Raw genomic sequence first — 23,658 nt, 5'->3', positions numbered from 1 at the left:
GGCCCTGTCGTGGGCGATCACTCCATCGCCAGAAGCGCCGCCCCGAGTGCCGCCCCGTCGTCGCCGAGTTTCCGCAGTCGCAGTCCGTGCTTTTGCACCGTCGGATCCATGACGCGGCTTCGCGCTTCCTCCCGCGCCGGGTCCAGAAGAAGCCGACCGGCAGCCGACACGCCTCCTGCCAGCAACACGCGGTCCGGGTCGAAGATGTGAACGAGCGACGCCACCGCCACACCAAGCGCGCGCCCGGCTTCGGCGAAGAGCGCCGTGGCCAGCGCGCTGCCGTCACGCGCGGCACGGGAGAGTGCCGCCGGTGTGGGGTCCTCCCCGCGAAGGCGCACGGCGAGCATCCGGCTCCCGGGAGCACCCCGGGCCAGCGCACGACGGGCGGACCGCGTGATCGCCCACGCCCCGGCGTACGCTTCCAGGCACCCGCGCTGCCCGCAGGCACAGCGGCGACCATTCCGCTCTACCACCATGTGTCCAAGCTCCGCGCCGAGCCCGTGCGCGCCCCGATGCAGCCGCCCGTCCATCACCAGCCCGCCGCCGACGCCCGTCCCGAGCGCGAGGCACACGAGATTCCGCGCGCCCCTTCCCGCACCGAAGCGGAACTCGGCCCAGGCCAGCGCGTTCGCGTCGTTCTCAAGATGGACCGGCCGTCCGAGTTCCCCGGCCAGTGCATCGCCCAGTCGAAGCCGCCGAAGGTGGGGAAGGTTCGGCGAAGACTCCACACGCCCCGAACGCGCGTCCACCAGTCCCGCGCACGCCACGCCGACCGCCCGGGGCCGGATGCCGTGTCGGGCGGTGAGTTCGCGCGCCCACTCGGCCAGCGCGGGCGCCACCTCCACCCCCTTCGCTCCGAGCGAGGAAGTCTCCCGCCTGGAACGCGCCAGAACGCGACCCGTCCTGTCCGCCAGCACCGCCTTCGCATTCGTCCCGCCAATGTCAAAGCCCAGCACACGCGCACGGCTCACGCCACGCCCCCTTCCTGCGGCAGCCTCTCCCAGGGGTCGTATCGGCCCGACACAGCCCACCCCTGCCCGACGGATACGAGCCGCCCGTCGAACTCCACGAGAGAGTCGCGCTTGTGAACCCGTGCGTCGAGTAGCCGGTCTCCGTCGATCCCGAAAAGTGCCGCCAGAATCTCCTTCGGCCGGACGAGGTTCCCGGACCGGCGGCCCAGCACGACATCCAGCACGGCCTCGCCGTCCGACTCACCGGCGACCAGAGACCGCGTGAACGGACGAATGTCCACGCGGACGATCTTCTCACGCCGCTTCCGAATGACGAGCTTCTCGACCACCACCTCTTCCCGGGCGAGAAACGCCGCCACCTTGTCCATCGCGTCGTCGACCGGGATGCCGAGCCGCCCGAGGCCCACACGGTAGCGGGCGGCGGCAATGCGGGAGGAGAGCGACGGCGCGTCGGCGGACACCGTGCGCGCGGCCGACACGCCAAGCCCCGGAGACGCGGCGGCCTGCATGCGCTCCACGAAGCGGTCCGGTGACATGGACCGACGCAGGCGCACATCCCCGTACTCCGCGTCGCTGGCCATACCGACGGGAAGCGCGTCGGAGAGCGCCAGACGAAGATGCGGCGAATACCCCTGCGTGAACGCGACAGGGATCTCCGCGCGGCGCAGCATCCGCCCCAGCGCCGTCTGCACTTCCAGGTGCGACAGAAGCGCCACCTCGGGAGCCTTCGTAAAACGGAACCGGATCGTGCCCGTGACCGGTTCTGTCCACGGCCCGGTGACCGGACCCCGCGACACCCACTCGGCGGATTCCTTCTTCCCGGCCTTTGCGGTGCGGATCATCCGGTTGCAGAGTTCCTTCTCCTCATCAATCACGCCGCACAAGTGACATCCGCTCCGGCAGTCCGCGGTGAGTGCCTCTTCCCGCACACCGCTCTTCGCCTTCTCAAGCTCCCCGGCCAGAAACTCCTTCTTCACGAGAATGTCGATGTGGTCCCACGGCAGCGGCTCCTCCACGGACCTCTCGCGCAACGCCTCCTCCGGGGACCCGCCCCATTTCTCCAGTGCGCGGCGCCATGCCGCGAAGTCGAAATGCTCGCTCCATCCGTCGAGGCGGCACCCCTCCCGCCATGCGTGCTCGAAGAGGTCGCCCACGCGGCGATCGTTTCGGGAGACAATGCCCTCCAGCCAACTCGTCGATGCATCGTGCGGACGAAACCGCAGCCCGCGCTCCTTCATTCCGCGCCGGAGAATCTCCTGCCGGTGGCGCGTTTCCTCCAGGTCGATCTGCCGCTCCCACTGGAACGGCGTGAACGGCTTCGGCACGAAGGTGGAGACGCTCACATTCACCTGCGCCCGCGGTTGAACCGTCCGCCCCCGCGCGAGGACTTCGCGCGAGAGTCGCGCAATGGCCTCCACATCCTCGTCGGTCTCGGTGGGATGCCCGATCATGAAGTACAGCTTCACGCGTTCCCAGCCGCGCGCGAAGACCGCTTCGGTGGTGCCGAGAATCTCCTCGTCGGGAATCCACTTGTCGATCAATGCACGCAGACGCCCAGTGGCGGCCTCGGGGGCGAAGGTGATGCCGGACTTCTTCGCCCCGGCCACCATGTCCGAAAGGTCCACCGAGAAGGAATCCGTTCGAATCGATGGAAGCGCCACCGCCACTCCCTGCGGCGTGAGCCTCCGCACGGACTGTTCGAGGAGGTGCTTCACCTTTCCGTAGTCGCAGGTAGAGAGGCTGGCGAGGGAGATTTCGTCGTAGCCGGTCTTCCGAACCGTCTCTGTCAGCAGACGGTCCAGCGTCGGGAGACTGCGCTCTCGCACGGGGCGATAGGTCATGCCCGCCTGACAGAACCGGCATCCCTGCGTGCAACCGCGCAGCACCTCCAGCGACGCGCGATCGTGAACCTGCTGCGTGTAGGGAACGATGTAGTCGGTGGGATACGGCGCGGCGTCCAGATCGGCCACGACGGACTTTCGAATCGTCGGCCCGGATGGATCCGGGAGAACCTGCCCGTGTGGCCCGCGCACGGTGGGGTGAACCGCGGGGACATAGACGCCGGGGAGTCCGGCCAGCGCATCCAGACGCGCGACCCGCTTCATCCCGCGCGTCTCCCGGAGGAACCGCGCCAGCTCGACCACGGCGTCCTCCCCGTCGCCGATCACAAACGCGTCCATGAAGTACGCATACGGTTCCGGGTTGCAGACGCACGGCCCTCCGGCCAGCACCAGCGGGTGCGAATCCGTACGATCCGCCGCGCGAAGGGGAAGCCCGGCGAGGTCCAGCATGTTCAAAATGTTCGTCGCGGAGAGTTCATACTGGATGGTGAAGCCGATGGCGTCGAAATCCGAAAGCGGGGTCCGCGACTCCCATGAGAAGAGCGGCAATCCGCGTGCGCGCATCTTCTCCTCGAGGTCAGCCGCGGGAGCGTAGGTGCGCTCCGCGGAGACCCCGGGCAGGCGGTTCAGGATCCCGTAGAGAATGAGAAGGCCGAGATTGGAGAGCCCGACGTCGTAGAGGTCCGGGAATGCCAGCGCAATCCGGACATCCCCCGGTTCGGGAGCCGCGCGCGCGGCGTTCAGTTCGTTTCCCAGGTATCGGCTGGGCTTCTGCACACGGGGGAGGATTTCGTCCCGCAGGATCCGATCGAGGTTCATTCGGTCTCCCGGGTCAGGCCCCGTGGCGCAGAACGATCTTGCCGAAATGTTCGCGATTCTCCATGCGGGCGTGGGCTTTCGCGGCTTCGCGAACCGGGAACACGCGGTCCACGACCGGTTTCAGCTTCCCGGCATCCAGAAGCCGCAGTACATCGAGCAGTTCCGCATGGTCGCCCATGTAGCTCCCGAGAATGGAGAGCTGCTTCGCGAAAAGGTGCGTCAGGTTGAGGTGAGCCGACGGCCCGGTGGTGCTTCCGCAGGTCACGAGGCGCCCCCCGTGCGCAAGCGTCTTCACGGCGTCCTCGAAGATGGCCTCGCCGACATGCTCCACGACCACATCCACGCCGCGCCCGCCGGAGGCTTCCCGAACTTCCGCGGACCACGCGTCCTGCCCGTGGAGAACGGCCGCGTGCGCTCCCAGTTCTTTCGCGGCCGAGAGCTTCTCTCTGGTGCCCGCGGTCGCGATGACGCGGCAGGCAAAGTGCCGGGCGATCTGCACGGCGGATGACCCGACTCCGCTGCCCGCACCCACCACCAGCACGGTCTCCCCCGGCCGGAGGCGCGCGCGACCGACCAGCATGTGCCATGCGGTCAGGAAGACGAGCGGCGTGGCGGCCCACTCTTCGGGCGACCACCGGTCCGACACGCGCACGACATGCTCCGCCCGAACGGCGAGGTACTCCCCGTAGCCGCCCGGGGCGCGGTTCCCGATGACGCCGTATTCCGGGTACCGAGTGTCCCAGCCGGATCGATCGGCACGGAATCGATCGAGGAACCCGGGCGCGACCACCACGAAGTCGCCCGGTGCAACCCCTTCCGCGCGCGGCCCCACCTCTTCCACAAAACCGACCGGCTCGTTTCCGAGAATGTGCGGGAGAGGAATGGACCGGCCGCGATGTCCGCTCCGGGTCCAAAGATCCAGATGGTTCAGCCCACATGCGGCGACGCGCACCAGAACACGATCACCTTCCGCGACGGGCCGCGGGACCTCCGCCCATTCGAGAACCTCCGGGCCGCCAAAGTCGCGCATGACCACGGCCCCCATGCCGGCCATGCTCAACCCCCCTCCGGAGTGTCGTAGTACACCGCTTTCAGTTCCCCGACCGTCCGGTCTGCTTCCAGTTCCACGGATTCGCGCTCCTCCAGAAGAAGGAAGTCGCCGTTGTCCTCTCTGCGACAGACGAAGACCACCTTCGAATGGCCGGCCTGATAGTGCGATCCGGGCAGAAGCAGGGACAGATCCACCCGCGTGTGAACGCTCACGGTGGCCCCGACCGGAAGTGAATCGGGGTCCGTCGCGGGAGCCACGGAGTCCACCGCCACTTCCAGAAGCACCTGATCGATCCAGCTTTCACGGACACCATCGAGGAGATCCTCCAGGATGTTCTCCTCCGCGTCCCGGTCCCAGGAGGGCGCACCGGCCAGCCAGTCGATGGAATCCGGGCGCGCCGGGGTGAAGGTGTAGTCGGGGTGAAGCAGCGCCAGCGCGTTGTCAGGTCTCTGGTAGCTGTAATGCTCTTCCAGCGCGCGGATCAGCCCGCCGGGCGTGGAGATGTCCGGCGGGGGAACCCCCCCGGGGTCGAAGGTGTCTCCGCCGCATCCCGCCGCGAAGGGCACTGCGGCCCACGCAAGAAGCGCGCACGCGTACAGCCGGTGCCTGTGACGCATCTTGCTCACGAGAAGCCTCCCCTCAGCACGCAGCCGGATCAGGGCGCCGTCTCCGCAGACTCCCGGAACCGCATGGGCGCTTCCATCCCGGCCTGACGGGCATTGTACTCATCCACCTGCTGCGAGATCCGCATGGAACAGAACTTCGGGCCGCACATGGAACAGAACTCCGCGCCTTTGAATACATCCTGGGGGAGCGTCTCGTCGTGCATGGACCGAGCGGTGTCCGGGTCCATCGACAGATCAAACTGCTCGTTCCAGTCGAAGGTGTAGCGCGCACGGGAGAGCGCATCGTCCCAGTCGCGTGCGCCCGGGCGCTTGCGCGCGACATCCGCCGCATGCGCGGCAATCCGGTAGGCGATGATCCCCTGGTGCACATCGCCCGCGTCCGGAAGCCCCAGATGCTCCTTCGGGGTCACATAGCAGAGCATCGCCGCACCGGCCTGCCCCGCCATGGCCGCGCCGATCGCGGAGGTGATGTGATCATATCCGGGGGCGACATCGGTCACGATGGGGCCCAGCACATAAAACGGAGCTTCATCGCACGACTCCTGCTGGCGCTCGACATTCATCACCACTTCATCCATGGGAATGTGCCCCGGCCCTTCGACCATCACCTGGACATCCTTCGCCCAGGCGCGCCGTGTGAGATCCCCGAGGACCTCGAGTTCCGCGAACTGGGCGTCATCGGAAGCGTCGTGCAGGCACCCCGGGCGAAGCCCGTCCCCGAGCGAGAGGGAAACATCATGCTCCCGGCAGATTTCCAGAATCTCGTCGTAGCAATCGAACAGCGGGTTCTGGCGGTGGTGCTCCATCATCCACTGTGCCATGAGCGACCCGCCGCGACTCACAATGCCGGTGATCCGCCCCGACACCATCGGGAGATGCTCCCGGAGAAGGCCGCAGTGGATCGTCATGTAGTCCACGCCCTGCTCGGCCTGAGACCTGATCACGGCAAGGAGCCCTTCCGGCGTCAGTTCCCCGACGGCGCGCACCTCCTGAATGGCCTGATAGAGCGGAACCGTACCGACCGGAATGGGGCTGCGGCGGATGATGGCGTCGCGGATTCCAGCAATGTCCCCGCCTGTGGAGAGGTCCATCACCGTATCCGCCTTGTAGCGAATGCAGCGTCGGAGCTTTTCGATTTCCCCGTCGGCGTCTGAAGTCACCGCGCTGTTCCCGATGTTCGCGTTGATTTTGCATCGGGCGTGAATGCCGATCCCCATGGGGACCAGATTGAGATGGTTCCCATTGGAGGGAATGATCATCCGTCCACGGGCGACTTCATCCCGGACAAACTCCGGTTCCAGGCGCTCCCGCCCGGCAACCACCCACATTTCCTCGGTGACGAGTCCCTTCCGGGCATAGTGCATCTGCGTTCGGACGGGATCCCCCCGTCGAGCCTCCACCCACTCCGCCCGGGGGCGAAGATCCGGGTCCATATCGTCCAGGCGACCGTAGCCGGGGCCGTGATCGGGCTCTACAGGGCCGATCTTTCCGCTATTCTCAGGGTTGCGCGTATCCATGATCGTTTCTCCGGGGTAATGAAGCTCTCCATGCCGCACTTTAGGGGATTCCCCCGTTGCGGTCCATAGGACGCGGAGTGGATCGCCCCGGAAGATCCACATTCTTCGAAACAGCATGGTTTGGGCCAATCCGGCCCGTTCAGGCGGGATTTCCCCCTTCGATCAACCGCTCCCTCCTCGGAGCGAGGCAGATCTTCCCTTGCCCTCTTCCAAGTCGCGTGGGATTCTTGATTCAGGCGAACGGACCGGCCGAACTCGAGGGAAACCCCGGTTGAGATTCGGCAACTCGTTGGGGTGCCTTGCGTTGAGGGTATCTCAATCCTCCCCTCGGCCCCGTTCGTGGCTCATCCGCCCTCGGGAGCATCGGGCGGCTTCTGCTGGTGCAGACGGCGTGCTGCGGGCTTGGGCCCGGTACGCCCCCTGGACTCGCGGAAGGAGCGGAATATGCCTCGAACCCGGAATCCTCGCGGATCATCGCCTCCGCTTGTCGAGGCGTTCCTGCGCCAGCCGCTGCCCAGACACCTGCGCGAGCTCTCCCGGTTCGGGAAGGTCTCGCCCCCGTGGGCACCGCCTCCCCCCGGTTCCGGCCCGAGCGAGTATGCCGAGGCCTGGTCCACCGGCTACGATGGCGGACCGATCCGCGGGGCGTTCAAGTGGCTGGGTTTCGAGGGGGTGGAAGCCGCCATGGCAGCCCTTCCCAAGTCGTTCCGGAAGCGGGGCCGGGTTCGTGCGACCCCCGTTGCAGGGAGCTTTCTGGAGCTGCTGGAAGTGGAGCGAGTTGCCCGGGATCTGTTGCGAAAGGGAGCCGCGCTCCACGACATTCAGGAGGTCGTCTATCACATTCGCGAAGTGTGGGAGGATCTCGACCGGCTCCCCCCCGACGCGTGGGCCGTCGAGGATCTCCTGGAGTTGCTCACCGCGCGGGTGAACCGGGGGAAGACCATCGAACCCGTCCCGGCCGCCGCCGTGTTCCTGTGGGCATCCTCCGACGAACCGTACCACGCCCGGCAAATGGAACGCATGACGCGCCTGCTGGCGTATGCTCTCCGCGAAGTCATGCCCGGCTCCCACCGATAGCCCGGGGTTGTGTCCCGAAAGTTGTGTCGCGAAGATTGTTGTTCTGCCCCGCGCCGCCCTCCGGGCGTCTCCGTCGCGCTAAGTTCCCTTTCTGACACACTTTCGTGTGCCCGGCGCACGGTTGACCGCGCATGCGAATCCGGTGGGGAACGGCCGGATCGGCCGGTTTGTCGGCGGATTGAATGCCAATAGCACTGGATTCCCCAGACACGCCCCCTCCCCGGGGGGATGGACCAGGCGGGTTCTGGTTCGCCTGAGAGCCGGGGCTCGCGTTCTGCAGCGTCCAACCTGTGGCCTTATAATGAGATACACATCTGAGTAGGCTGTCGTGCGCCCCGGCGGCTCTCTTCGCGGCCCGAAAGCCCGGCCCTTGGTCCCCGACAACAATCTCTGCAACACAACCAATCCACTCCCCGACAACCTCTTTCAGAGCACCGTGTCAGCGATACAGGCTCTTGATCGTCCCCCAGCGGGACTCCTCCGCGAAGACCGGAATACACACCTCATGCGGAGGCGGCACGCTGTAGCAGGGAGTGGACCCGTCGCTGGCGTATCCGGTGTAGAGGTTGTTGAACGCCTGCGGATTCGTGGGATCGCAGTTTACGGTCACATTGCGCCCGTTCGCCGCACTCGGCACGATGCAGAGAGTCCCGCCGAAGTCCAGCGCCACGATGGACCCGGCGGGCATGGGGCCGCTCGGACAACCACCGACCGCCAGAAACAGATTCTCGGCGCCCCCCGAGTTCAGAACAGAAAATGCGCTGTTCGGAATGAATCCGAGGACGGTCATGGATCCGCTGAGATCGAACTCCGCTGCCGACCATCCGTCGGACGGGCAGGCATACCAGAGGGTGAGATAGACGATTCCGTTCGCGGGAGGGCCCGTGTTGGCGAAGGGATCGTCCGTTCTGCCCGAGATCGTCCAGCCGTGGACCTCGGCTGCCGCGCCGCCTGCCAGAATGAGGACCAGCAGCGTTGCGGAAAGAGCCGCGAAACGCTTCATGTCGCCTCCTTTCGTCCAGTGCACCGGCGCATGGCAGCAGCCCGGCGCGCCCCGCGCATCCCCCTCTCATCCCGCCCGAACTCAAAAAAAAGGGGCTCCCCGAAGGAAGCCCCCAATACTTCACAAAAGAGCGTATCAACTAGCGATACAGACCCTTGATGGCGCCCCAGTTGGAGGGCTCCACACCGGTTCCGACGCAGAGAGCGGAAGCGTCAGCAACGTTCGACACGGGAGCCGAACCGTCGGTCGAGTAGCCGATGTAGTTGTTGTCAAACATATCCGTGGCGGCACAGTTCACCGTCACATTGAGGGCGTTCGCGGCGGAGTCCATCGGGTAGATCGCTCCACCGAGGTCCAGCGCCATGACGGTGCCGGCAGCCAGCGGACCCACCGGGCAGCCACCCACGGCAAGCATGAGGTTGGTGGCGCCACCGGCGTTCAGGTAACCGTTCAGCGGGGTGAACGCATAAACGGTCATGGTTCCGCCAATGTCAAACTCGGCAGCGGACATGCCGTCAGAGTCACACACGAAGTGGAGCGTGAAGAAACCCACGCCAAAAGCCGCCGTTCCTGTGTTCACAAAAGGATCCGTGGCGCTGCCCGAGATGGTCCAGCCGTAGACTTCCGCGGTGGCGCTGGTGGCCAGCACGAGGACGGACAGGACAGCAAGAATGGTCATGAAACGCTTCATGTTTTTTCCCTCACATTGCGAGATGTACCAAGCACCCGCGCGGAGCACAGCACCCCGAAACCGCGAGTACGGACGGACTTTATCAGATCCGGGCAGGTGAGTCAAGCCGGAGAACGCCGGAAAGCCACAACCGGCAAGGTTCTCCCGGAATACCCCCGGATCTGGTCAGAGGATCGGCCGGAGGAGGGGTGGACTTCAGCCCGGACAGCCTTCCAGCTCTCCGCTATCTCGGCAAAAACTCCCCGGATCCTGCCTCTCCGACGGGATTCCCGCTCCGACCGACCGTCTCGCCCCTGCGAAACACCCATTCCGGGCGCCCCTTCACGCGTATCCCCTCAAACGGATTGAAATCCACCGCCATGTGGTGAGCTTCCGCAGAAAGGACATGTTCCACCGTCGGATCCCATACGACCAGGTCCGCGTCGCTCCCCGGCGCAATGACCCCCTTCCGGGGGTAGAGCCCGAACCGCCGGGCGGGAGCCGCCGACACAAGGTCCACGAACTTCTTCCGCGAAATCCGACCCTCCTCGACACCGCCTGTCCACAGAAGGTAGAGCCGGGATTCAATCCCGCCCGCGCCGTTGGGGATCTTCGAAAAGTCGTCCTTCCCCAGGATCTTCTGGTCCGCCATTCGGAACGGAGCGTGGTCGGAGGAGAGGATCTCCAGCGTGCCGTCCCCCAGCGCCTTCCAGAGCACCGCCTGGTTCGATGCGTCCCGGAGCGGGGGACTCATGACATACTTCGCGCCTTCAAAGCCGGGTTCCAGGTAGTTTTCGTAACTGAGATAGAGATACTGGGGACAGGTCTCGCCATGCACAGGAAGCCCGCGGTCCTGAGCTTCACGGATTCGCTCGACCGCCTCCCGACAGGTCACATGGACCACATAGAGCGGCGCACCGGCCACTTCCGCCAGCGCGATGGCGCGGCCGGTCGCTTCCCCTTCGATCGCGGGAGGGCGTGACAGCGCATGGTAGCGCGGCTCCGTCTTCCCTTCGGAGAGAAACTTGCGCTGGAGGTGATCGATCACATCCCCGTTCTCCGCATGCACCATGACCAGCGCGCCGTTCTCTCCCGCCGTGACCAGCGTCCGGAAGAAGTCCTCATCGGAGACCATGAGCGCTCCCTTGTACGCCAGGAAGAGCTTCATCGAGGGCACGCCAAGGGCCACCATCTCCGGGATCTCCGCAAGAACCGCATCCGTGAGGTCCGTCACGGCCATGTGGAAACCGTAATCTCCGACCGCTTTCCCCTTCGCCTTGGCCTTCCATGTCTCGAGCGTTGACGCGAGGCTCTCCCCCTTGGCCTGAATGGCAAAGTCGATGACGGAGGTCGTCCCGCCCGCGCAGGCGGCGGCCGTCCCTGTGTGGAAGTCGTCGCTCGTGGCGGTCGCGAAGAACGGCATGTCCAGATGCGTGTGCATGTCGATCCCGCCGGGGAAGACATACTTCCCGGTCGCGTCGATGGTCTCGTCCGCGTCCATGTCCAGATCCCGGCCGAGAAGCGCAATCCGCTCCCCTTCCAGGAGGATGTCCGCCCGAAACTCGTCCGCGGCGTTCACCACGGTCCCTCCCCGAACGCAGATTCTCTTTTCGCCCATGATCAACCTCCTCTTTCGGTGGATTCCTCTCCGCGGGAGGGAGGCTCCGCCGGAAGGTCCGCCAGAATCGCATGGGCGGCGTCCCTTCCCGCGGCCACGGCGTGGACCGCCTCCTTCCCGCCATTTGTCCAGTCTCCCCCCGCATAGACCCCCGGCACGCTGGTGCGCCCTTCGGAGTCCACCAGCGGGCGTCCATGTTCGGTGGCGAAGCCCAGCTCCCCGGCGGGGCGATCGTCCGGGGTTTGCCCCAGCGCCGGAACCACCGCGTCGGCGGGAATCCGGAACGCGGACCCCGGGACCGGCACGGGAGACGGGCGCCCGCTTCCATCCGGAGCGCCCGGTTCCATCCGCAGGAGTTCCACTTCCTCCACCCGGCTGCCTCCGAGCAGCGCCCTCGGGGCACAGTGCCAGAGGAAGCGCACGCCGAGCGACTTCGCGTGTTCCAGTTCGGATGCATAGGCGGTGACATCCCCTTCCGAACGGCGATAGGCGACCGTCACCTCGGCTCCGAGGAGCGCGGCGGAGCACGCGGTATCCATGGCGGTATTCCCGCACCCGACGACCACGACCCTCCGGCCGATGGCCACCTGATCCTTCGGCCGGGTCACCACCGCGCGAAGGAACGCCAGAGCGTCCAGTACGCCGTCGAGATCCTCCCCCGGCACCCCCAGCGGGCGGGCCGCTCCCAGTCCGATCGCGAGGAAGAGCGCGTCGTGGGTGTCCGCCAGTTCGCGCAGAGTCACATCCCGGCCGACCGTGACGCCCGTGCGGATCTCGACGCCCAGTGCCCGGGCCGCCTCCGACTCGGCGAGAACCACCCCGCGCGGGAGGCGATAAGGCATGATGCCGTGGGAGCAGAGGCCGCCCGGTTCCGCGGACGACTCGAACACGGTGGCCCGGACTCCGGCTCGCGCCAGCTCGATGGCGGCCGAAAGCCCGGCGGGGCCGGATCCGACGATGGCCACGCTCCCCCGGCGGCGGTCCGCCGCGGCTGGCAGCACACGGGGCAGGACCCCCCCCGGGCGCTCCCCGACGACATCCGTGGCGAATCGCTGGAGTCTTCCGATCGCGACCGGCGCGCCCCCCGTGGCGCGGACGCACGCGCCTTCGCAGAGCTCCTCCACGGGACAGGCCCGCGCGCAGGTTCCACCCAGCGGGTTGCGGGTGAGGATCTTCCGGGCAGCCCCCACGCGATTGCCGGAGCCGATCATCCGGATGAAGGACGGCACATCGATGGAGGTGGGGCAGGCGGTCACACAGGGCGCATCGTAGCAATACAGGCAGCGGGACGCTTCAGCGGCGGCCTGTCGATGCGACAGCGCCGGAAGCCTCTCCGCGAAGCGCTCCTCCAGCGAAACTCCGGCGGATGGGGCGTGGGTCATTCGATGATTCTCCCTCTGCGGACTGCGGAACCCGTCAGGCTATCGCGAAGGGCACGCTCCCCGCCACCGTGAAACGGACGGGTGTTCAGTTGTCCGAAGCTCCGTCGTCGATCCAGTTGCGCAGCGTGGCCAGCGTGCCGTCCGGCAGGGGGTCCTGAAGGAACGGCATTCGCGGGGTCCGGGTTCCCTCCAGCATCTGAATGAGCACGCTGGCCGACGAACTGAACGGAACCACACGAACGCCCCCGGAGGAGGCATACTGGTCCACCAGCTGGTCGTAGGAGTCGCCGGCGAGAAGCAGATCGCCAGCGGGGGTGGACCCCGCGTGGCAACTGTAGCCGGTGCAGTGAAACTCCAGAATCGGCTGAACATCCAGCGTAAACGAAGGGTGCGAGACCTCCTCGCCCCCGCCGGGACCCGGGAAGCCGTCCCCTTCGCACCCTGCCCAGAGCAGGACCGCGCCCAGCAGAACCGCCGCACCTTGCCATCGCACAGGCCACCTCCTCGCAGTCCGCGCATTCTACCCCATCCGGCCCGAAGCCGGGTGCTCTTCACACGCCCTCCCCGCAGAAAAACCGCTTGCCTTGGGTCGGGCCGTCCCCGTAACCTCCGCTGCCGATTGCGTGAAGCTGGGGAATGCGCCGGGAAGCCTGGTGCGGACTCTGTCCGGGTGACAACCGGGAGGTGCCCCATCGCGCGGAGAAAGGGAGCCGGAGACCTATTTCGGTATTCCCATGTGGGCGTTCAGTTCGCGCTCATCGTCCTCGCCTTCACCTACGGCGGCGTTCGTCTTGATGAACGCGTGGATGGTCACGGCGTGATCGCCCTTCTGGCGATCTTTGCTGGAGCGGCGATTGGATTCTATGTCCTCTACCGGGAAACGCGGGGAGGCTCGCTGCGGGATCCCGAGGATCCTGACACTGGTGGCGACGGGTCTCGCGGCCGTCGCAGCCATCCCGACGGGCCTGATCGCAGGCCGTGACGGGCTGGCCATGTTGGGAGTCGGTGCGGGAACCGCGCTGACCGTGGTGCTGGTCGGCTACGGGATTGTGGTCGCGGCACTCAGAGGTCCGGATCGGATGGCGGTCCAGACGGTCGTTGGCGGGTTCATGGTGAGAATGGCGCTTCTGGTGCTGTGTCTCATCGGGCTCTCGAAGATCGGGCTGAAGCTGGAGGCATTCGTACTCTGGCTCATTGCGTTTTATGTGGCGCTGGTGCTGGCGGAGGCGTGGGTCCTTGCCCGACAGGGAGTCACCGAAGAGGAATAGGAGTTTCGACTGATGTTGCTGGTCACGCCGGATCCGGACCGCATTGACATCCTGCACCACCTGATGGACAGCCCCACGCTGTTCGGGCTGGACCTCAGCCGCTACGGAATCACCAAGCATGTCTGGATGATGTGGCTGGCGTCGGTACTTCTCATCATCCTGATGAATGTGGCGTCCCGGCAGAAGGGCCTGGTCCCCCGGGGTTTCCGCAACTTCCTGGAGCCCATCCTGCTCTTCATCCGTGACGAAGTCGCCGTCCCCAACCTCCACGATGCCGCGGACCGCTATCTCCCCTATCTCTGGACGGTGTTCTTCTTCATTCTCTTCTGCAATCTGCTCGGACTCATCCCCGGGGGAGCCACCGCCACGGGGAACCTCTCGGTGACGGCGGCGCTGGCGGTCATCAGTTTCTTCGCCATTCACGCGGCGGGCATTCGCAACAACGGGTTCTTCGGCTATCTGCGCTCGATCGTCCCGGCGGTCCCTCTGTGGCTCTGGCCGCTGCTTCTGGTCGTGGAGATCGTCGGCATCATGGCCAAGCCGTTCGCGCTGGCCGTCCGACTCTGGGCGAACATGAGCGCGGGCCACATTGTGATCCTGGTTCTTCTGGGCTTCATCTTCATGTTCAAGAATCTGTTCGTGGTCGGCATCTCGGTTTCGGGAGCGGCGGCCATCTATATGCTGGAGCTGTTTGTGGCTGTCCTGCAGGCGTATGTCTTCACATTTCTCACGGCGGTTTTCATGGGGATGGCTGCCCATCCCGACCACTAGCCTTTCGAGGCTCTTCCACTCATTCACGGAGGAAACAGAATCATGGACGGAGCAGGATTCGCGATGATCGGCGCGGGAATCGGCGCGGGAATCGCCACGCTCGGCGCGGGCCTGGGAATCTCCCGGATCGCGGCAAGTTCAGTCGAGAGTATCGCTCGTCAGCCGGAAGCCACCGGCGACATTCGAGGAAGCATGATCCTGACGGCCGCTCTCATCGAGGGCGTCGCGCTGTTCGCCTGTGCCATCTGCTTCATGATTCAGAGCAAGGTGGTCTGACCTTCGGCTCACGCCGACCCACGACTCCTTTCGGAATAAGGGGAGGGCTGAACATCGACATCCAGAAGACGGTAGCCGGATGGTCGGCCGCCCTCGCCGGAGTTCTGCTGGCGGGGTCTGCGGCCCTCGCAACCGGCACGGAAGGTCACGAAGGGGGGGCTGCCGCGGAGAGCGCGGCGCATGGCCCGCCCAATCTCTTCAGCGTCGATCCGGGGCTGATGATCTGGACGATCGTCACCTTCGTGGTGGTTCTGATCGTGCTTCGCCTGACCGCGTGGAACCCCATTCTCAGCGCCCTGAAAGAGCGGGAGCAGAGCATCGAGGGAGCCATCGCCGATGCGGGCCGGATCCAGTCGGAGGCGGAGGAGCTGCTGGCGACCTACCGAACCATGATCGACAAGGCCCGGGACGAAACCCGCGCCATTCTGGAGGAGGGCCGCAAGGACTCTCTTCAGGCGCAGGAAGAAATCCGAAAGGCCGCGCTGGTGGAGGCCGACGAGTTCAAGGCCCGGGCCCGGCGTGAGATTGAGCTTCAAAAGGACGGTGCGGTCCGTGAGATCTGGGAGCAGGCTGCGGATCTTTCGACGGAACTCGCGTCCCGTGTCATCGGAAGGTCGCTGACAGGTGACGACCACCGCCGTCTGGTGGAGAACCTGATCACCGAAATGCGGACAGACCACGGCGGAAAGGCAGGAAAGGCCTGATGCCTGCGTCCCCCGTGGCTCGCGTCTACGCGGAGGCCTTGTTCGGAATCGCGAAGGAGCGGTCTGCGGTCGACGACCTGGACGGGGAACTGCACGGATTTTTCGCCATCCTGGCCGGGGAGGAAGAGGCGTTCGGGTTCCTGACCTCGCCGACGGTGGACAAGTCGTCGAAGAAGGAGCTGATCCGGTCCTCTCTGGAAGGAAACGCAAGCGACACGCTCGCCGACTTCCTCTGTCTTCTGGTGGACAAGAGGCGGTTCGCGTCGCTCCCGCTGGTTGCGGAGGCTTTCCGTGAACTCGCGGACACACACGCGGGAAGGGCCCGGGCCACGCTGACCAGTGCCGCGCCTGTGCCCGATGACACCGCGTCGGAAATGGCCGGCGCACTCGGCAGTGCGCTGGACAGGAAGATCGTTCTGGAGCGGAAGGTGAATCCGGACCTCCTCGGGGGGGCCGTGGTCACCATCGGCGACAAAGTCTACAACGGAAGCGTCACATCCCAGCTTCAGCGGTTTCGGAAGCGGATCATGAGGAGTTACGGCAATGAAGATCAGGGCTGAGGAAGTCGCCTCCGTCATACGCCGGGAGATCGAGACCTACCGCTCGACCCTGGATGTGTCGGACACCGGCACGGTTCTGGAGGTCGGCGACGGAATCGCCCGAATCCACGGCCTGACCGGTGCCATGGCTGGTGAGATGCTGGAGTTTGAGAATGGAATCTCCGGTCTTGTGTTCAACCTGGAGGAAGACTCCATCGGGTCCGTGATTCTCGGGGACTACCTGGAGATTCAGGAAGGCATGTCCGTCAAGTCCACGGGCCGCCTTCTCAGCGTACCCAGCGGCAACGCGCTCGTGGGGCGCGTGGTGGACCCGCTCGGCAACCCGCTCGACGGCCTCGGACCCATCCAGGCGGAGTCGACCCGGCCGATGGAGGTCATCGCGCCCGGAATCGCGGAACGCCAGCCGGTCAAGGTTCCGCTCCAGACCGGGATCAAGGCCATCGACGCCATGACGCCCATCGGGCGCGGCCAGCGTGAGCTGATCATCGGCGACCGAAAGACCGGCAAGACGACCATCGCCATCGACACGATCATCAATCAGAAGGGCCAGGGGGTCCTCTGCGTCTATGTCGCCATTGGCCAGAAGGCCTCGACGGTCGCGAGCGTCGTCGATGTCCTTCGCGAGCACGGCGCCATGGACTACACGATCGTCGTGAACGCATCCAGTTCGGACCCGGCGCCGCTCCAGTACATCGCGGCGTACTCCGGGTGCGCCATGGCCGAGCACTTCATGTGGGAAGGCAAGGACACGCTCGTCATCTACGACGATCTCACCAAGCAGGCTCAGGCCTACCGCCAGCTCTCACTGCTGCTGCGACGGCCGCCGGGCCGCGAGGCGTATCCGGGCGATGTCTTCTACCTGCACAGTCGGCTTCTGGAGCGCGCGGTGAAGCTCTCCGACGACAACGGCGGAGGATCCCTGACCGCGCTTCCCATCATCGAAACGCAGGAAGGCGAGGTCTCGGCCTACATCCCGACGAATGTGATTTCCATCACCGACGGGCAGATCTATCTCGTGCCGGAACTCTTCTTCGCGGGCGTTCGCCCCGCCATGGATGTCGGGATTTCCGTGTCCCGGGTCGGCGGCAACGCGCAGATCAAGGGCATGAAGAAGGTCGCGGGATCGCTCCGGCTGGATCTGGCATCGTTCCGGGAGTTGGAGGCCTTTGCGCAGATCGGTACGGACCTCGACGACGCCACGCAGGCCCAGCTCGATCGGGGCGCACGCATGGTGGAACTCCTGAAGCAGAATCAGTACTCCCCCATGGATGTGACCGATCAGGTCATCTCCATCTTCTCGGGGACGCAGGGGCTCCTGGACAAGGTTCCCGTGAACCGGGTGCTGGAGACGGAGCGGCTCATTCTGGACGCTCTCCGGTCCACGCATTCGGGTCTGCGTGACGCCATCGCGGAAGCGGGCGTCATCGACGGAGAGAACGAAACGAAGTTGCGCACGGTGTTGACGGACATCATCGACAGCCTGCTGACAGGCAAGGCCCACGACCCCCGATAGGGTCGGTCGGGTCCGGAGAGCGGAATGGCCAAAGCGAAGATCATCCTCAAGAGACGGAAGAGCGTCCGGAATACGGAGAAGATCACCCGTACGATGGAAATGGTGTCGACCGCCAAGTACAAGCAGTCGCACTCCAGGATCGCGAACTCCGCCCCTTACCAGGAGAAGCTCCGTGAACTGATGGCCGGACTCGGCGGCGCGGGAGAATCGGTCTCCCACCCGCTGCTGGAGTCCCGGCCGGTGAAGCGCTCGGTGGTGCTCTTGATCACCTCCAATCGCGGGCTGTGCGGCGGCTACAACTCGAACCTGATCTCCCGGGCGGTGGATGTCCTTCGCGAAGAGGAAGGCGCGGGAATCCGCACGGACCTGCATGTCATCGGGACGAAGGGCATCTCCTTCTTCCGCTACCGGAACCGAGAACTCGCGGCCGCCCACGACGACTTCGACGACAAGTCCGGATACGCTCAGGTGAATCGGATCGCCGGGGACTTTCTTCGCCTCTACACGGAGGGCGAAGTGGACCGCGTGACGGTCATCTACCAGAAGTTCCTGTCTGCGGGAAGACAGTCCCCCGTGGCGGAAGTCCTTCTTCCGCTGTCGGCGGTGACGGAGACAGAGCCCGGCGAAGAGGCCGACAGTGCGGGAACGGACTACCTCTACTCTCCGGACCCGGAGTCCATACTGAGAGAACTACTCCCGGCGTACTTCCGAACCACTCTCTACAACGACTATCTGCAGGCGGTCGTCGGAGAGCATCTGGCGCGGATGGTCGCCATGAAGAACGCGACGGAAGCCGCGGAAAAGCTGATCAAGTCCCTGACCGGAATGTACAACCGCGCACGCCAGTCCCAGATCACCAACGAGATCGCGGAGCTCATGGGTGGCGTGGAAGCATTGAAGTAATGAAGTCTACTTTGAGACGACGGAGAACTGGCCGATGAGTGGCATGGTTGAAGGTAAGATCGTTCAGGTGATCGGGTCCACACTCGACGCCGAGTACCCGAAAGACCAACTCCCGGAGATCTACGACGCACTGATCGTGGACTTCGAGGCGGCGGGAGAGACCTCACGGCTCACCTGCGAAGTTCAGCAGCATCTAGGCGACAACCGCGTGCGCGCCGTCGCACTCGGCTCGACGGACGGACTGGTCCGCGGGACGAAGATCCTGAACACGGGAAGCCCCGTGACGGTACCGGTCGGAGAGGCGACGCTGGGCCGGGTCTTCAACCTCCTCGGTGAACCGGTGGACAAGAAGGGTCCCGTCGACGCGAAGGAGCGGCGCCCCATCCACCAGCCCCCGCCGGAGTTCAAGGATCTGGAGCCGAAGACTCAGATCTTCGAGACCGGGATCAAGGTCGTGGATCTTCTCGCTCCGTATGTGAAGGGCGGCAAGACGGGCCTCTTCGGGGGGGCCGGTGTCGGCAAGACTGTCATCATCCAGGAACTCATCCACAACATCGCGTCCGTCCATGGTGGATCGTCGGTGTTTGCGGGCGTCGGCGAACGCACCCGCGAAGGCAACGATCTCTGGCGCGAGATGCAGGAGTCCGGCGTCATCGACAAGACGACGCTCGTCTTCGGCCAGATGAACGAGCCGCCCGGGGCAAGACTGCGCGTAGGTCTGTCCGCACTGACCATGGCGGAGTACTTCCGCGATGAAGCCGGGGCGGATGTCCTCCTGTTCATCGACAACATCTTCCGGTTCACGCAGGCCGGTTCGGAAGTGTCTGCGCTGCTTGGCCGGATGCCCTCGGCGGTCGGCTACCAGCCGACGCTCGGCACGGAGATGGGTGACCTCCAGGAGCGCATCACCTCCACGAGGCACGGATCGGTGACCTCCATCCAGGCCATTTATGTTCCGGCAGATGACTACACGGACCCCGCGCCCGCCGCGGCCTTTACGCACCTCGACGCCACGACAAACCTCTCCCGGCCCATCGCCGAGAAGGGAATCTACCCGGCCGTCGATCCGCTGGAGTCCACCAGCCGCATCATGGACCCGACCATCCTCGGCGAAGAGCACTACAGCGTGGCCCGCGAAATCCAGCAGACGCTCCAGCGTTACAAGGACCTGCAGGACATCATCGCCATTCTCGGCATGGACGAACTCTCCGAGGACGACAAGGTCCTCGTCCAGCGCGCGCGGAAGATCGAGAGGTTCCTCTCTCAGCCCTTCCATGTCGCCGAGCAGTTCACCGGATTCCCCGGCAGGTATGTCAAGCTGGAGGACACGGTTCGTTCGTTCAAGGAAGTCGTGGACGGCAAGTGGGACCACCTTCCCGAACAGGCCTTCATGTATGTCGGCACCATCGAAGATGCCGTCGAGAAGGCGAAGACACTGCAGGCTGCCGACTAGGCGGGAGATGCACTCATGACCGAGAGTCCGCTGCGGTGCAGCATTGTCACTCCCGAGCGCGCCTTCTTCGATGAAGTGGTCGACGGAGTCGTCGTTCCCGCGCACGACGGAGAGGTCGGCATCCTTCCCGGACATGCCAGCTTCCTCGCGCGGATTGGTATCGGAGAGCTTCGTGTTGCGCGGGGCTCCGAAGTCTCCCGCTGGTTCGTGGAAGGCGGGTTTGTAGAGGTCCGCCAGAACCGGGTCACGGTGCTGACGGATTCCGCGTCAGAAGTGGATGCCGTAGATCTCACGGGGGCGCGGGAAACCGTCGAGGCGCTTCGAAGCGAAGAGGGCCGCGGCGAAGAGCTGGCCGACGCCCTCTACCGCGTGTCCGTCATGGAGAGGGTCGCGGGCAGGGACTGACGCTGCTCTGACGGCGCCCGCTTTCACCCTCGACCTCTCCGCTCCCGCCGGGGTGTCCATAGGCCGGGTCGTCGATCTCCCGGATTCGCTCGCCGTACTCCGCGTCGGAGATGTCGTTCTTCCAGATTCCCGCGACGCGTGCTCCGCCGTACCCCACCGCAAAGACCAGCACCACCGCCGCGGCAAAGGCGGCCACGCTCGCGCTTCGCTTTCGAGTGCCCATCGTGAGCGTTCCGGGGACGGGACAGACCGCGATGCAGTCGTAGCAGCCGGTGCACTCCTGACTGATGATGCCCGGCTTCCCGGAGATGGGAATGCGCGCCATGCAGGCCGCGTCGCACAGCCCGCAGGATGTGCAGGTCATGGCGGATCGGCGAATCCTCAGCGGCGACAGGACCGAGAAGTACCCGAGCAACGCCCCGTACGGACAGAGATAGCGGCACCACACACCGGTCACGAACACCGAAGCCAGCGCGAGAGCGGCAATGACCCACGCTCCGGTGGCCCCGAGCCGCGCGAAGAAGAAGTACATCTTCACATCCGCAACACGGTTGTACGGAGAGTCGATGAAGGCGACGAGCGCCTCCGGACTCATCGCGAGAATGGACCCCACGAAGAAGAAGAGAAGCGCGTGCTTCAGTCCGCGCAGCGGGAAGTCCACCCACCGGATTGGCCGAAAGTTCCTTCCGGCGAGTTTCCGTCCGAGAACGGCCAGCCCGTCCGACAGGAGCCCCACGGGACACACCCACGAGCAGAACGCCTTCCGAAGGAGCAGCGCCATCACCAGAAAGAGCACCACGAGCACGGAAGCGGCGGGGTGGATCCGATTCAGCCCGCCCTGATGGAACGCGTCCAGCACGCCCATGAGGCCGCTGATGGGAAGGAAAGCCTCCACGCCCGGCGGACGCTCCGGAATGGATGCCGCGCCATCCCGTGCCGCGTTGATGAACACCGCAAACCGGTAGCCCACAAAGAGCGTGACCGCGGTGAAGAACCCCTGAACCAGGCGCCGCGCCCGGAAGACGCGGTGGCGGCGGCGACCGGTGGTGCCTCTCAGCCAGGCGAGCAGGCGTCCTTTTCCCGTGGAGTCCATGGGGATGGTCCCGGATGGTGATGCGTCAGGCTCTGTATGGCCGATCGTGGCGCGGGGGCGTCCGTTCGCCACCGCGATGCAACCGGCGACCCAAGCTATTCGCCCGTTCCCGGAGCGTCAACATCACCCGGTTGTGTCACCCGGCAGCCACCCCGGAAGTCAGCACATCGAAGGTGTGCGCCCCGTGCTCCCGGACAGCGGGAACGATCCCCCCCGCCGACTGGATGCACCGCGCGATCCCGGATGGGGCGGTGGCTTCAAACTCCCGCTCCCCGACCCGGACGACCCCTCGCGCAAAGTCCAGCGCCAGCGGCGTTCCGTCCTCCACCGCGTCGTGGAAGCAGGGATCTGTCACGACGAGGTAGGGAATCGCCTCGTTCACGAGGTTCCGCTTGTGAATAAACGCGAACGATTTCGCCACGACCGCCGTCACGCCGGAGTACTTGAGCGCCCACGCCGCGTGCTCTCGGGAACTCCCCGATCCCCAGCCTTCGCCCGCCACGAGGATGCTCTCCCCGCGCGCAATCCGCTCCGCAAAGTCCGGGCGCACATGGCAGAAGGCGACGCCCGCAATCTCCTTCGGGTCCGTCAGGTGGCAGTGCTCCCCCGGGATGATGGCGTCGGTGTCCACATGATCGCCGAAGAGTTGCGCTTTGCCTTCGACAGCCCCCGACGCCACCGCCGCGTCCACGGCGACACCCTCCGGTGCGGCTTCTTCCGCGCTCTCCACGCTCGGCTCCACAATAGTGACCGAAGGCGCACCGCCCCGCCCGCCCAGCACGCGGTCCACATCCTCCGGCCCGAGTCCCTCGAACCAGGGCCGCGGGTCCGTGATCTTCATTTCCAGCGAACTCGCAGCAACCGTCGGGCCGCTCGCGAGCCATGCGTGCGAACCCGGTCCCATGCGGTTCCGGAAGTTCCGGTTCTGGCTGGAGAGCCAGTTCTCGCCCGGAGCCGCCCTGTCGCTGGCGATCCCGAGGCACATGGAGCACCCCGGCACGCCGATTCGGAACCCGGCGCGCTCGTAGATCCCGAGAATCCCGTGTGCGCGGAGGTTCTCCGTCATGTCGACGGACCCCGGCACGACGAGACGCTTGTCCGACGGCACGGGCCGCGCTCCGTCCGCCATTGCCCGGTCCAGCACGAGTGCCCCGAGGACCAGTTCCTCCTCGCTGGTCGTGCATGCGCCGATAAAGGCCCCGTCCATCTCCTGCCCCGCCACTTCCTCCACGGGTACGACATGATCCGGCGAGTACGGCTTCGCCACCTGCGGGCCGACCCCCGGCAGCTCCAACGAGTGCCGCGCGACATACCCGGCGTCTTCGTCCGCCCGGAAGAAGAGCGCGTCGTCCCGCTCCGACGACCTCCCGGCCAGCGCGGCCGCCGTGCGCTCGTCCGCCGGGAAGATCCCGTTGAGCCCACCGAACTCCGCCGTCATGTTCGCGACCGTGAAGCGGAAGTCGATGGAGAAGTGCTCCAGCGCGTCGCCCACATATTCCACGCTGCGTTCCATGGCCGTCGTGTTGCGACCCAACTCACCCAGCGTCTTCAGGATGACATCCTTCCCCGTCATGCCGAAGGGCAACCGGCCGCGATACGCCACCTGAATGGCCTCGGGAACCTGAATCCATGTCTCGCCAAGCACCATCGCCACGCAGACATCCGCACCACCCAGCCCGATCGAGAAGGCGCCCATCCCGCCATGACTCGACGAGTGCGAGTCCGCGCCGATCACCGTCTGCCCGGGTTGCACGAGATCCCGGTAGAACTGGGTGTGCAAGATGGTCACATTGGAGTCGTAAAAGTGGCGAAGCCCCGCCTCCTTCGCGAATCGCTGAGACAGATCCACCAGCCGCCGCGTGCGCTTGTCTCCGGCCAGCGTGACGGGATCCACAGTATGGTCGATGGCCAGATAGAACCGGTCCCGGTCAGACACACCAGGTCGCCCGAGCATTTCGTAGGTGGCGTTCATTCCGTTCCACGCCAGTTCAGACGCCAGCGTCCAGTCGACGCGAATCCGCACGACCTCCCCCGGTTCCACCCACGGCCGACGAAGCCCCACGGCGTGGTGGCACAGGATCTTCTCGGTGAGCGTCATGGCTCGTCGCATGGTGTGACTTCCACGGTCTGGGCGGGT

Annotated in this window: 24 protein-coding genes; 11 read left to right on the top strand and 13 right to left on the bottom strand. The window is 65.5% G+C overall.

Going from position 1 to position 23,658, the window contains the following annotated elements; all coding sequences use genetic code 11:
* Positions 1 to 17: 17 nt before the first annotated feature.
* The 5 genes from QF819_04660 to thiC are packed head-to-tail and all read right to left on the bottom strand — an operon-like array spanning position 18 to position 6,741.
* Positions 18 to 971: an ROK family protein gene (locus QF819_04660; protein ID MDP6802450.1), complete on the bottom strand. Its 954-nt coding sequence runs from the start codon at positions 969 to 971 to the stop codon at positions 18 to 20.
* The gene (locus QF819_04655; protein MDP6802449.1) at positions 968 to 3,631 is read right to left on the bottom strand and encodes a TIGR03960 family B12-binding radical SAM protein; all 2,664 of its coding nucleotides are present in this window, start codon (positions 3,629 to 3,631) and stop codon (positions 968 to 970) included. The genes QF819_04660 and QF819_04655 overlap by 4 nt, the downstream gene beginning before the upstream one ends.
* A 13-nt stretch (positions 3,632 to 3,644) precedes the next feature.
* Positions 3,645 to 4,685: a zinc-binding dehydrogenase gene (locus QF819_04650; protein MDP6802448.1), complete on the bottom strand. Its 1,041-nt coding sequence runs from the start codon at positions 4,683 to 4,685 to the stop codon at positions 3,645 to 3,647.
* 2 nt (positions 4,686 to 4,687) lie between these two features.
* Positions 4,688 to 5,308, bottom strand: a complete 621-nt coding sequence (locus tag QF819_04645; GenBank protein MDP6802447.1) for a hypothetical protein — start codon at positions 5,306 to 5,308, stop codon at positions 4,688 to 4,690.
* A gap of 29 nt (positions 5,309 to 5,337) precedes the next feature.
* A complete protein-coding gene (gene thiC / locus QF819_04640) occupies positions 5,338 to 6,741 on the bottom strand; it encodes a phosphomethylpyrimidine synthase ThiC (protein ID MDP6802446.1) in 1,404 nt (467 codons plus the stop codon).
* A gap of 528 nt (positions 6,742 to 7,269) precedes the next feature.
* Between thiC and QF819_04635 the strand changes: the two genes are divergently transcribed.
* Positions 7,270 to 7,902 carry a hypothetical protein gene (locus QF819_04635; protein MDP6802445.1) on the top strand — a complete coding sequence of 211 codons (633 nt, stop codon included), beginning with the start codon at positions 7,270 to 7,272 and terminating at the stop codon, positions 7,900 to 7,902.
* Positions 7,903 to 8,341: 439 nt separating this feature from the next.
* On the opposite strand, the gene QF819_04630 is transcribed toward QF819_04635, so the two are convergent.
* The 5 genes from QF819_04630 to QF819_04610 all read right to left on the bottom strand — a co-directional run bounded on the left by QF819_04630 (position 8,342) and on the right by QF819_04610 (position 13,068).
* On the bottom strand, positions 8,342 to 8,905 hold the full coding sequence (locus QF819_04630; protein MDP6802444.1) for a hypothetical protein: 564 nt from the start codon (positions 8,903 to 8,905) through the stop codon (positions 8,342 to 8,344).
* Positions 8,906 to 9,044: 139 nt separating this feature from the next.
* Positions 9,045 to 9,596: a hypothetical protein gene (locus QF819_04625; GenBank protein ID MDP6802443.1), complete on the bottom strand. Its 552-nt coding sequence runs from the start codon at positions 9,594 to 9,596 to the stop codon at positions 9,045 to 9,047.
* A gap of 223 nt (positions 9,597 to 9,819) precedes the next feature.
* On the bottom strand, positions 9,820 to 11,193 hold the full coding sequence (gene hydA, locus QF819_04620) for a dihydropyrimidinase (protein MDP6802442.1): 1,374 nt from the start codon (positions 11,191 to 11,193) through the stop codon (positions 9,820 to 9,822).
* Positions 11,194 to 11,195: 2 nt separating this feature from the next.
* Complete coding sequence (locus QF819_04615) at positions 11,196 to 12,575, bottom strand: NAD(P)-dependent oxidoreductase (protein MDP6802441.1); 1,380 nt, start codon at positions 12,573 to 12,575, stop codon at positions 11,196 to 11,198.
* Positions 12,576 to 12,660: 85 nt separating this feature from the next.
* Positions 12,661 to 13,068, bottom strand: coding sequence for a hypothetical protein (locus tag QF819_04610; protein MDP6802440.1), 408 nt, complete (start codon positions 13,066 to 13,068; stop codon positions 12,661 to 12,663).
* Positions 13,069 to 13,245: 177 nt separating this feature from the next.
* On the opposite strand from QF819_04610, the gene QF819_04605 reads away from it, so the two are divergent.
* The 4 genes from QF819_04605 to atpE are packed head-to-tail and all read left to right on the top strand — an operon-like array spanning position 13,246 to position 14,890.
* Entirely contained in the window at positions 13,246 to 13,557 is a 312-nt protein-coding gene (locus QF819_04605) for an AtpZ/AtpI family protein (GenBank protein MDP6802439.1), read from the top strand.
* Positions 13,499 to 13,843, top strand: a complete 345-nt coding sequence (locus QF819_04600; GenBank protein ID MDP6802438.1) for a hypothetical protein — start codon at positions 13,499 to 13,501, stop codon at positions 13,841 to 13,843. Before QF819_04605 ends, QF819_04600 begins: the two co-directional genes overlap by 59 nt.
* A 12-nt stretch (positions 13,844 to 13,855) precedes the next feature.
* Positions 13,856 to 14,614 carry a F0F1 ATP synthase subunit A gene (gene atpB, locus QF819_04595; protein MDP6802437.1) on the top strand — a complete coding sequence of 253 codons (759 nt, stop codon included), beginning with the start codon at positions 13,856 to 13,858 and terminating at the stop codon, positions 14,612 to 14,614.
* 42 nt (positions 14,615 to 14,656) lie between these two features.
* A complete protein-coding gene (gene atpE / locus QF819_04590; protein MDP6802436.1) occupies positions 14,657 to 14,890 on the top strand; it encodes an ATP synthase F0 subunit C in 234 nt (77 codons plus the stop codon).
* An 8-nt stretch (positions 14,891 to 14,898) separates the two neighbouring features.
* On the opposite strand, the gene QF819_04585 is transcribed toward atpE, so the two are convergent.
* A complete protein-coding gene (locus tag QF819_04585) occupies positions 14,899 to 15,072 on the bottom strand; it encodes a hypothetical protein (protein ID MDP6802435.1) in 174 nt (57 codons plus the stop codon).
* 36 nt (positions 15,073 to 15,108) lie between these two features.
* Here QF819_04585 and atpF point away from each other — a divergent pair, with 36 nt between their 5' ends.
* The 6 genes from atpF to atpC are packed head-to-tail and all read left to right on the top strand — an operon-like array spanning position 15,109 to position 20,428.
* Complete coding sequence (gene atpF / locus QF819_04580) at positions 15,109 to 15,594, top strand: F0F1 ATP synthase subunit B (protein MDP6802434.1); 486 nt, start codon at positions 15,109 to 15,111, stop codon at positions 15,592 to 15,594.
* Positions 15,594 to 16,154 (top strand): ATP synthase F1 subunit delta, encoded by a 561-nt coding sequence (gene atpH / locus QF819_04575; protein MDP6802433.1) that lies wholly within the window; start codon positions 15,594 to 15,596, stop codon positions 16,152 to 16,154. Before atpF ends, atpH begins: the two co-directional genes overlap by 1 nt.
* A complete protein-coding gene (atpA, locus tag QF819_04570) occupies positions 16,138 to 17,667 on the top strand; it encodes a F0F1 ATP synthase subunit alpha (protein MDP6802432.1) in 1,530 nt (509 codons plus the stop codon). The genes atpH and atpA overlap by 17 nt, the downstream gene beginning before the upstream one ends.
* Before the next feature lie 24 nt (positions 17,668 to 17,691).
* Positions 17,692 to 18,570 carry an ATP synthase F1 subunit gamma gene (gene atpG, locus QF819_04565; protein MDP6802431.1) on the top strand — a complete coding sequence of 293 codons (879 nt, stop codon included), beginning with the start codon at positions 17,692 to 17,694 and terminating at the stop codon, positions 18,568 to 18,570.
* Between the two features lie 43 nt (positions 18,571 to 18,613).
* Complete coding sequence (gene atpD, locus QF819_04560) at positions 18,614 to 20,023, top strand: F0F1 ATP synthase subunit beta (GenBank protein ID MDP6802430.1); 1,410 nt, start codon at positions 18,614 to 18,616, stop codon at positions 20,021 to 20,023.
* 15 nt (positions 20,024 to 20,038) lie between these two features.
* Positions 20,039 to 20,428 carry an ATP synthase F1 subunit epsilon gene (atpC, locus tag QF819_04555; protein ID MDP6802429.1) on the top strand — a complete coding sequence of 130 codons (390 nt, stop codon included), beginning with the start codon at positions 20,039 to 20,041 and terminating at the stop codon, positions 20,426 to 20,428.
* On the opposite strand, the gene QF819_04550 is transcribed toward atpC, so the two are convergent.
* Entirely contained in the window at positions 20,400 to 21,593 is a 1,194-nt protein-coding gene (locus QF819_04550; protein MDP6802428.1) for a 4Fe-4S binding protein, read from the bottom strand. The genes atpC and QF819_04550 overlap by 29 nt on opposite strands.
* A 64-nt stretch (positions 21,594 to 21,657) precedes the next feature.
* Entirely contained in the window at positions 21,658 to 23,631 is a 1,974-nt protein-coding gene (locus QF819_04545) for an aconitase family protein (GenBank protein ID MDP6802427.1), read from the bottom strand.
* Positions 23,632 to 23,658 lie beyond the last annotated feature (27 nt).

The organism is Gemmatimonadota bacterium (assembly GCA_030747075.1).
In the GTDB taxonomy this organism is placed as follows: Bacteria; ARS69; ARS69; order ARS69; family ARS69; genus ARS69.
This window is presented reverse-complemented; position numbering and strand designations above follow the sequence as displayed.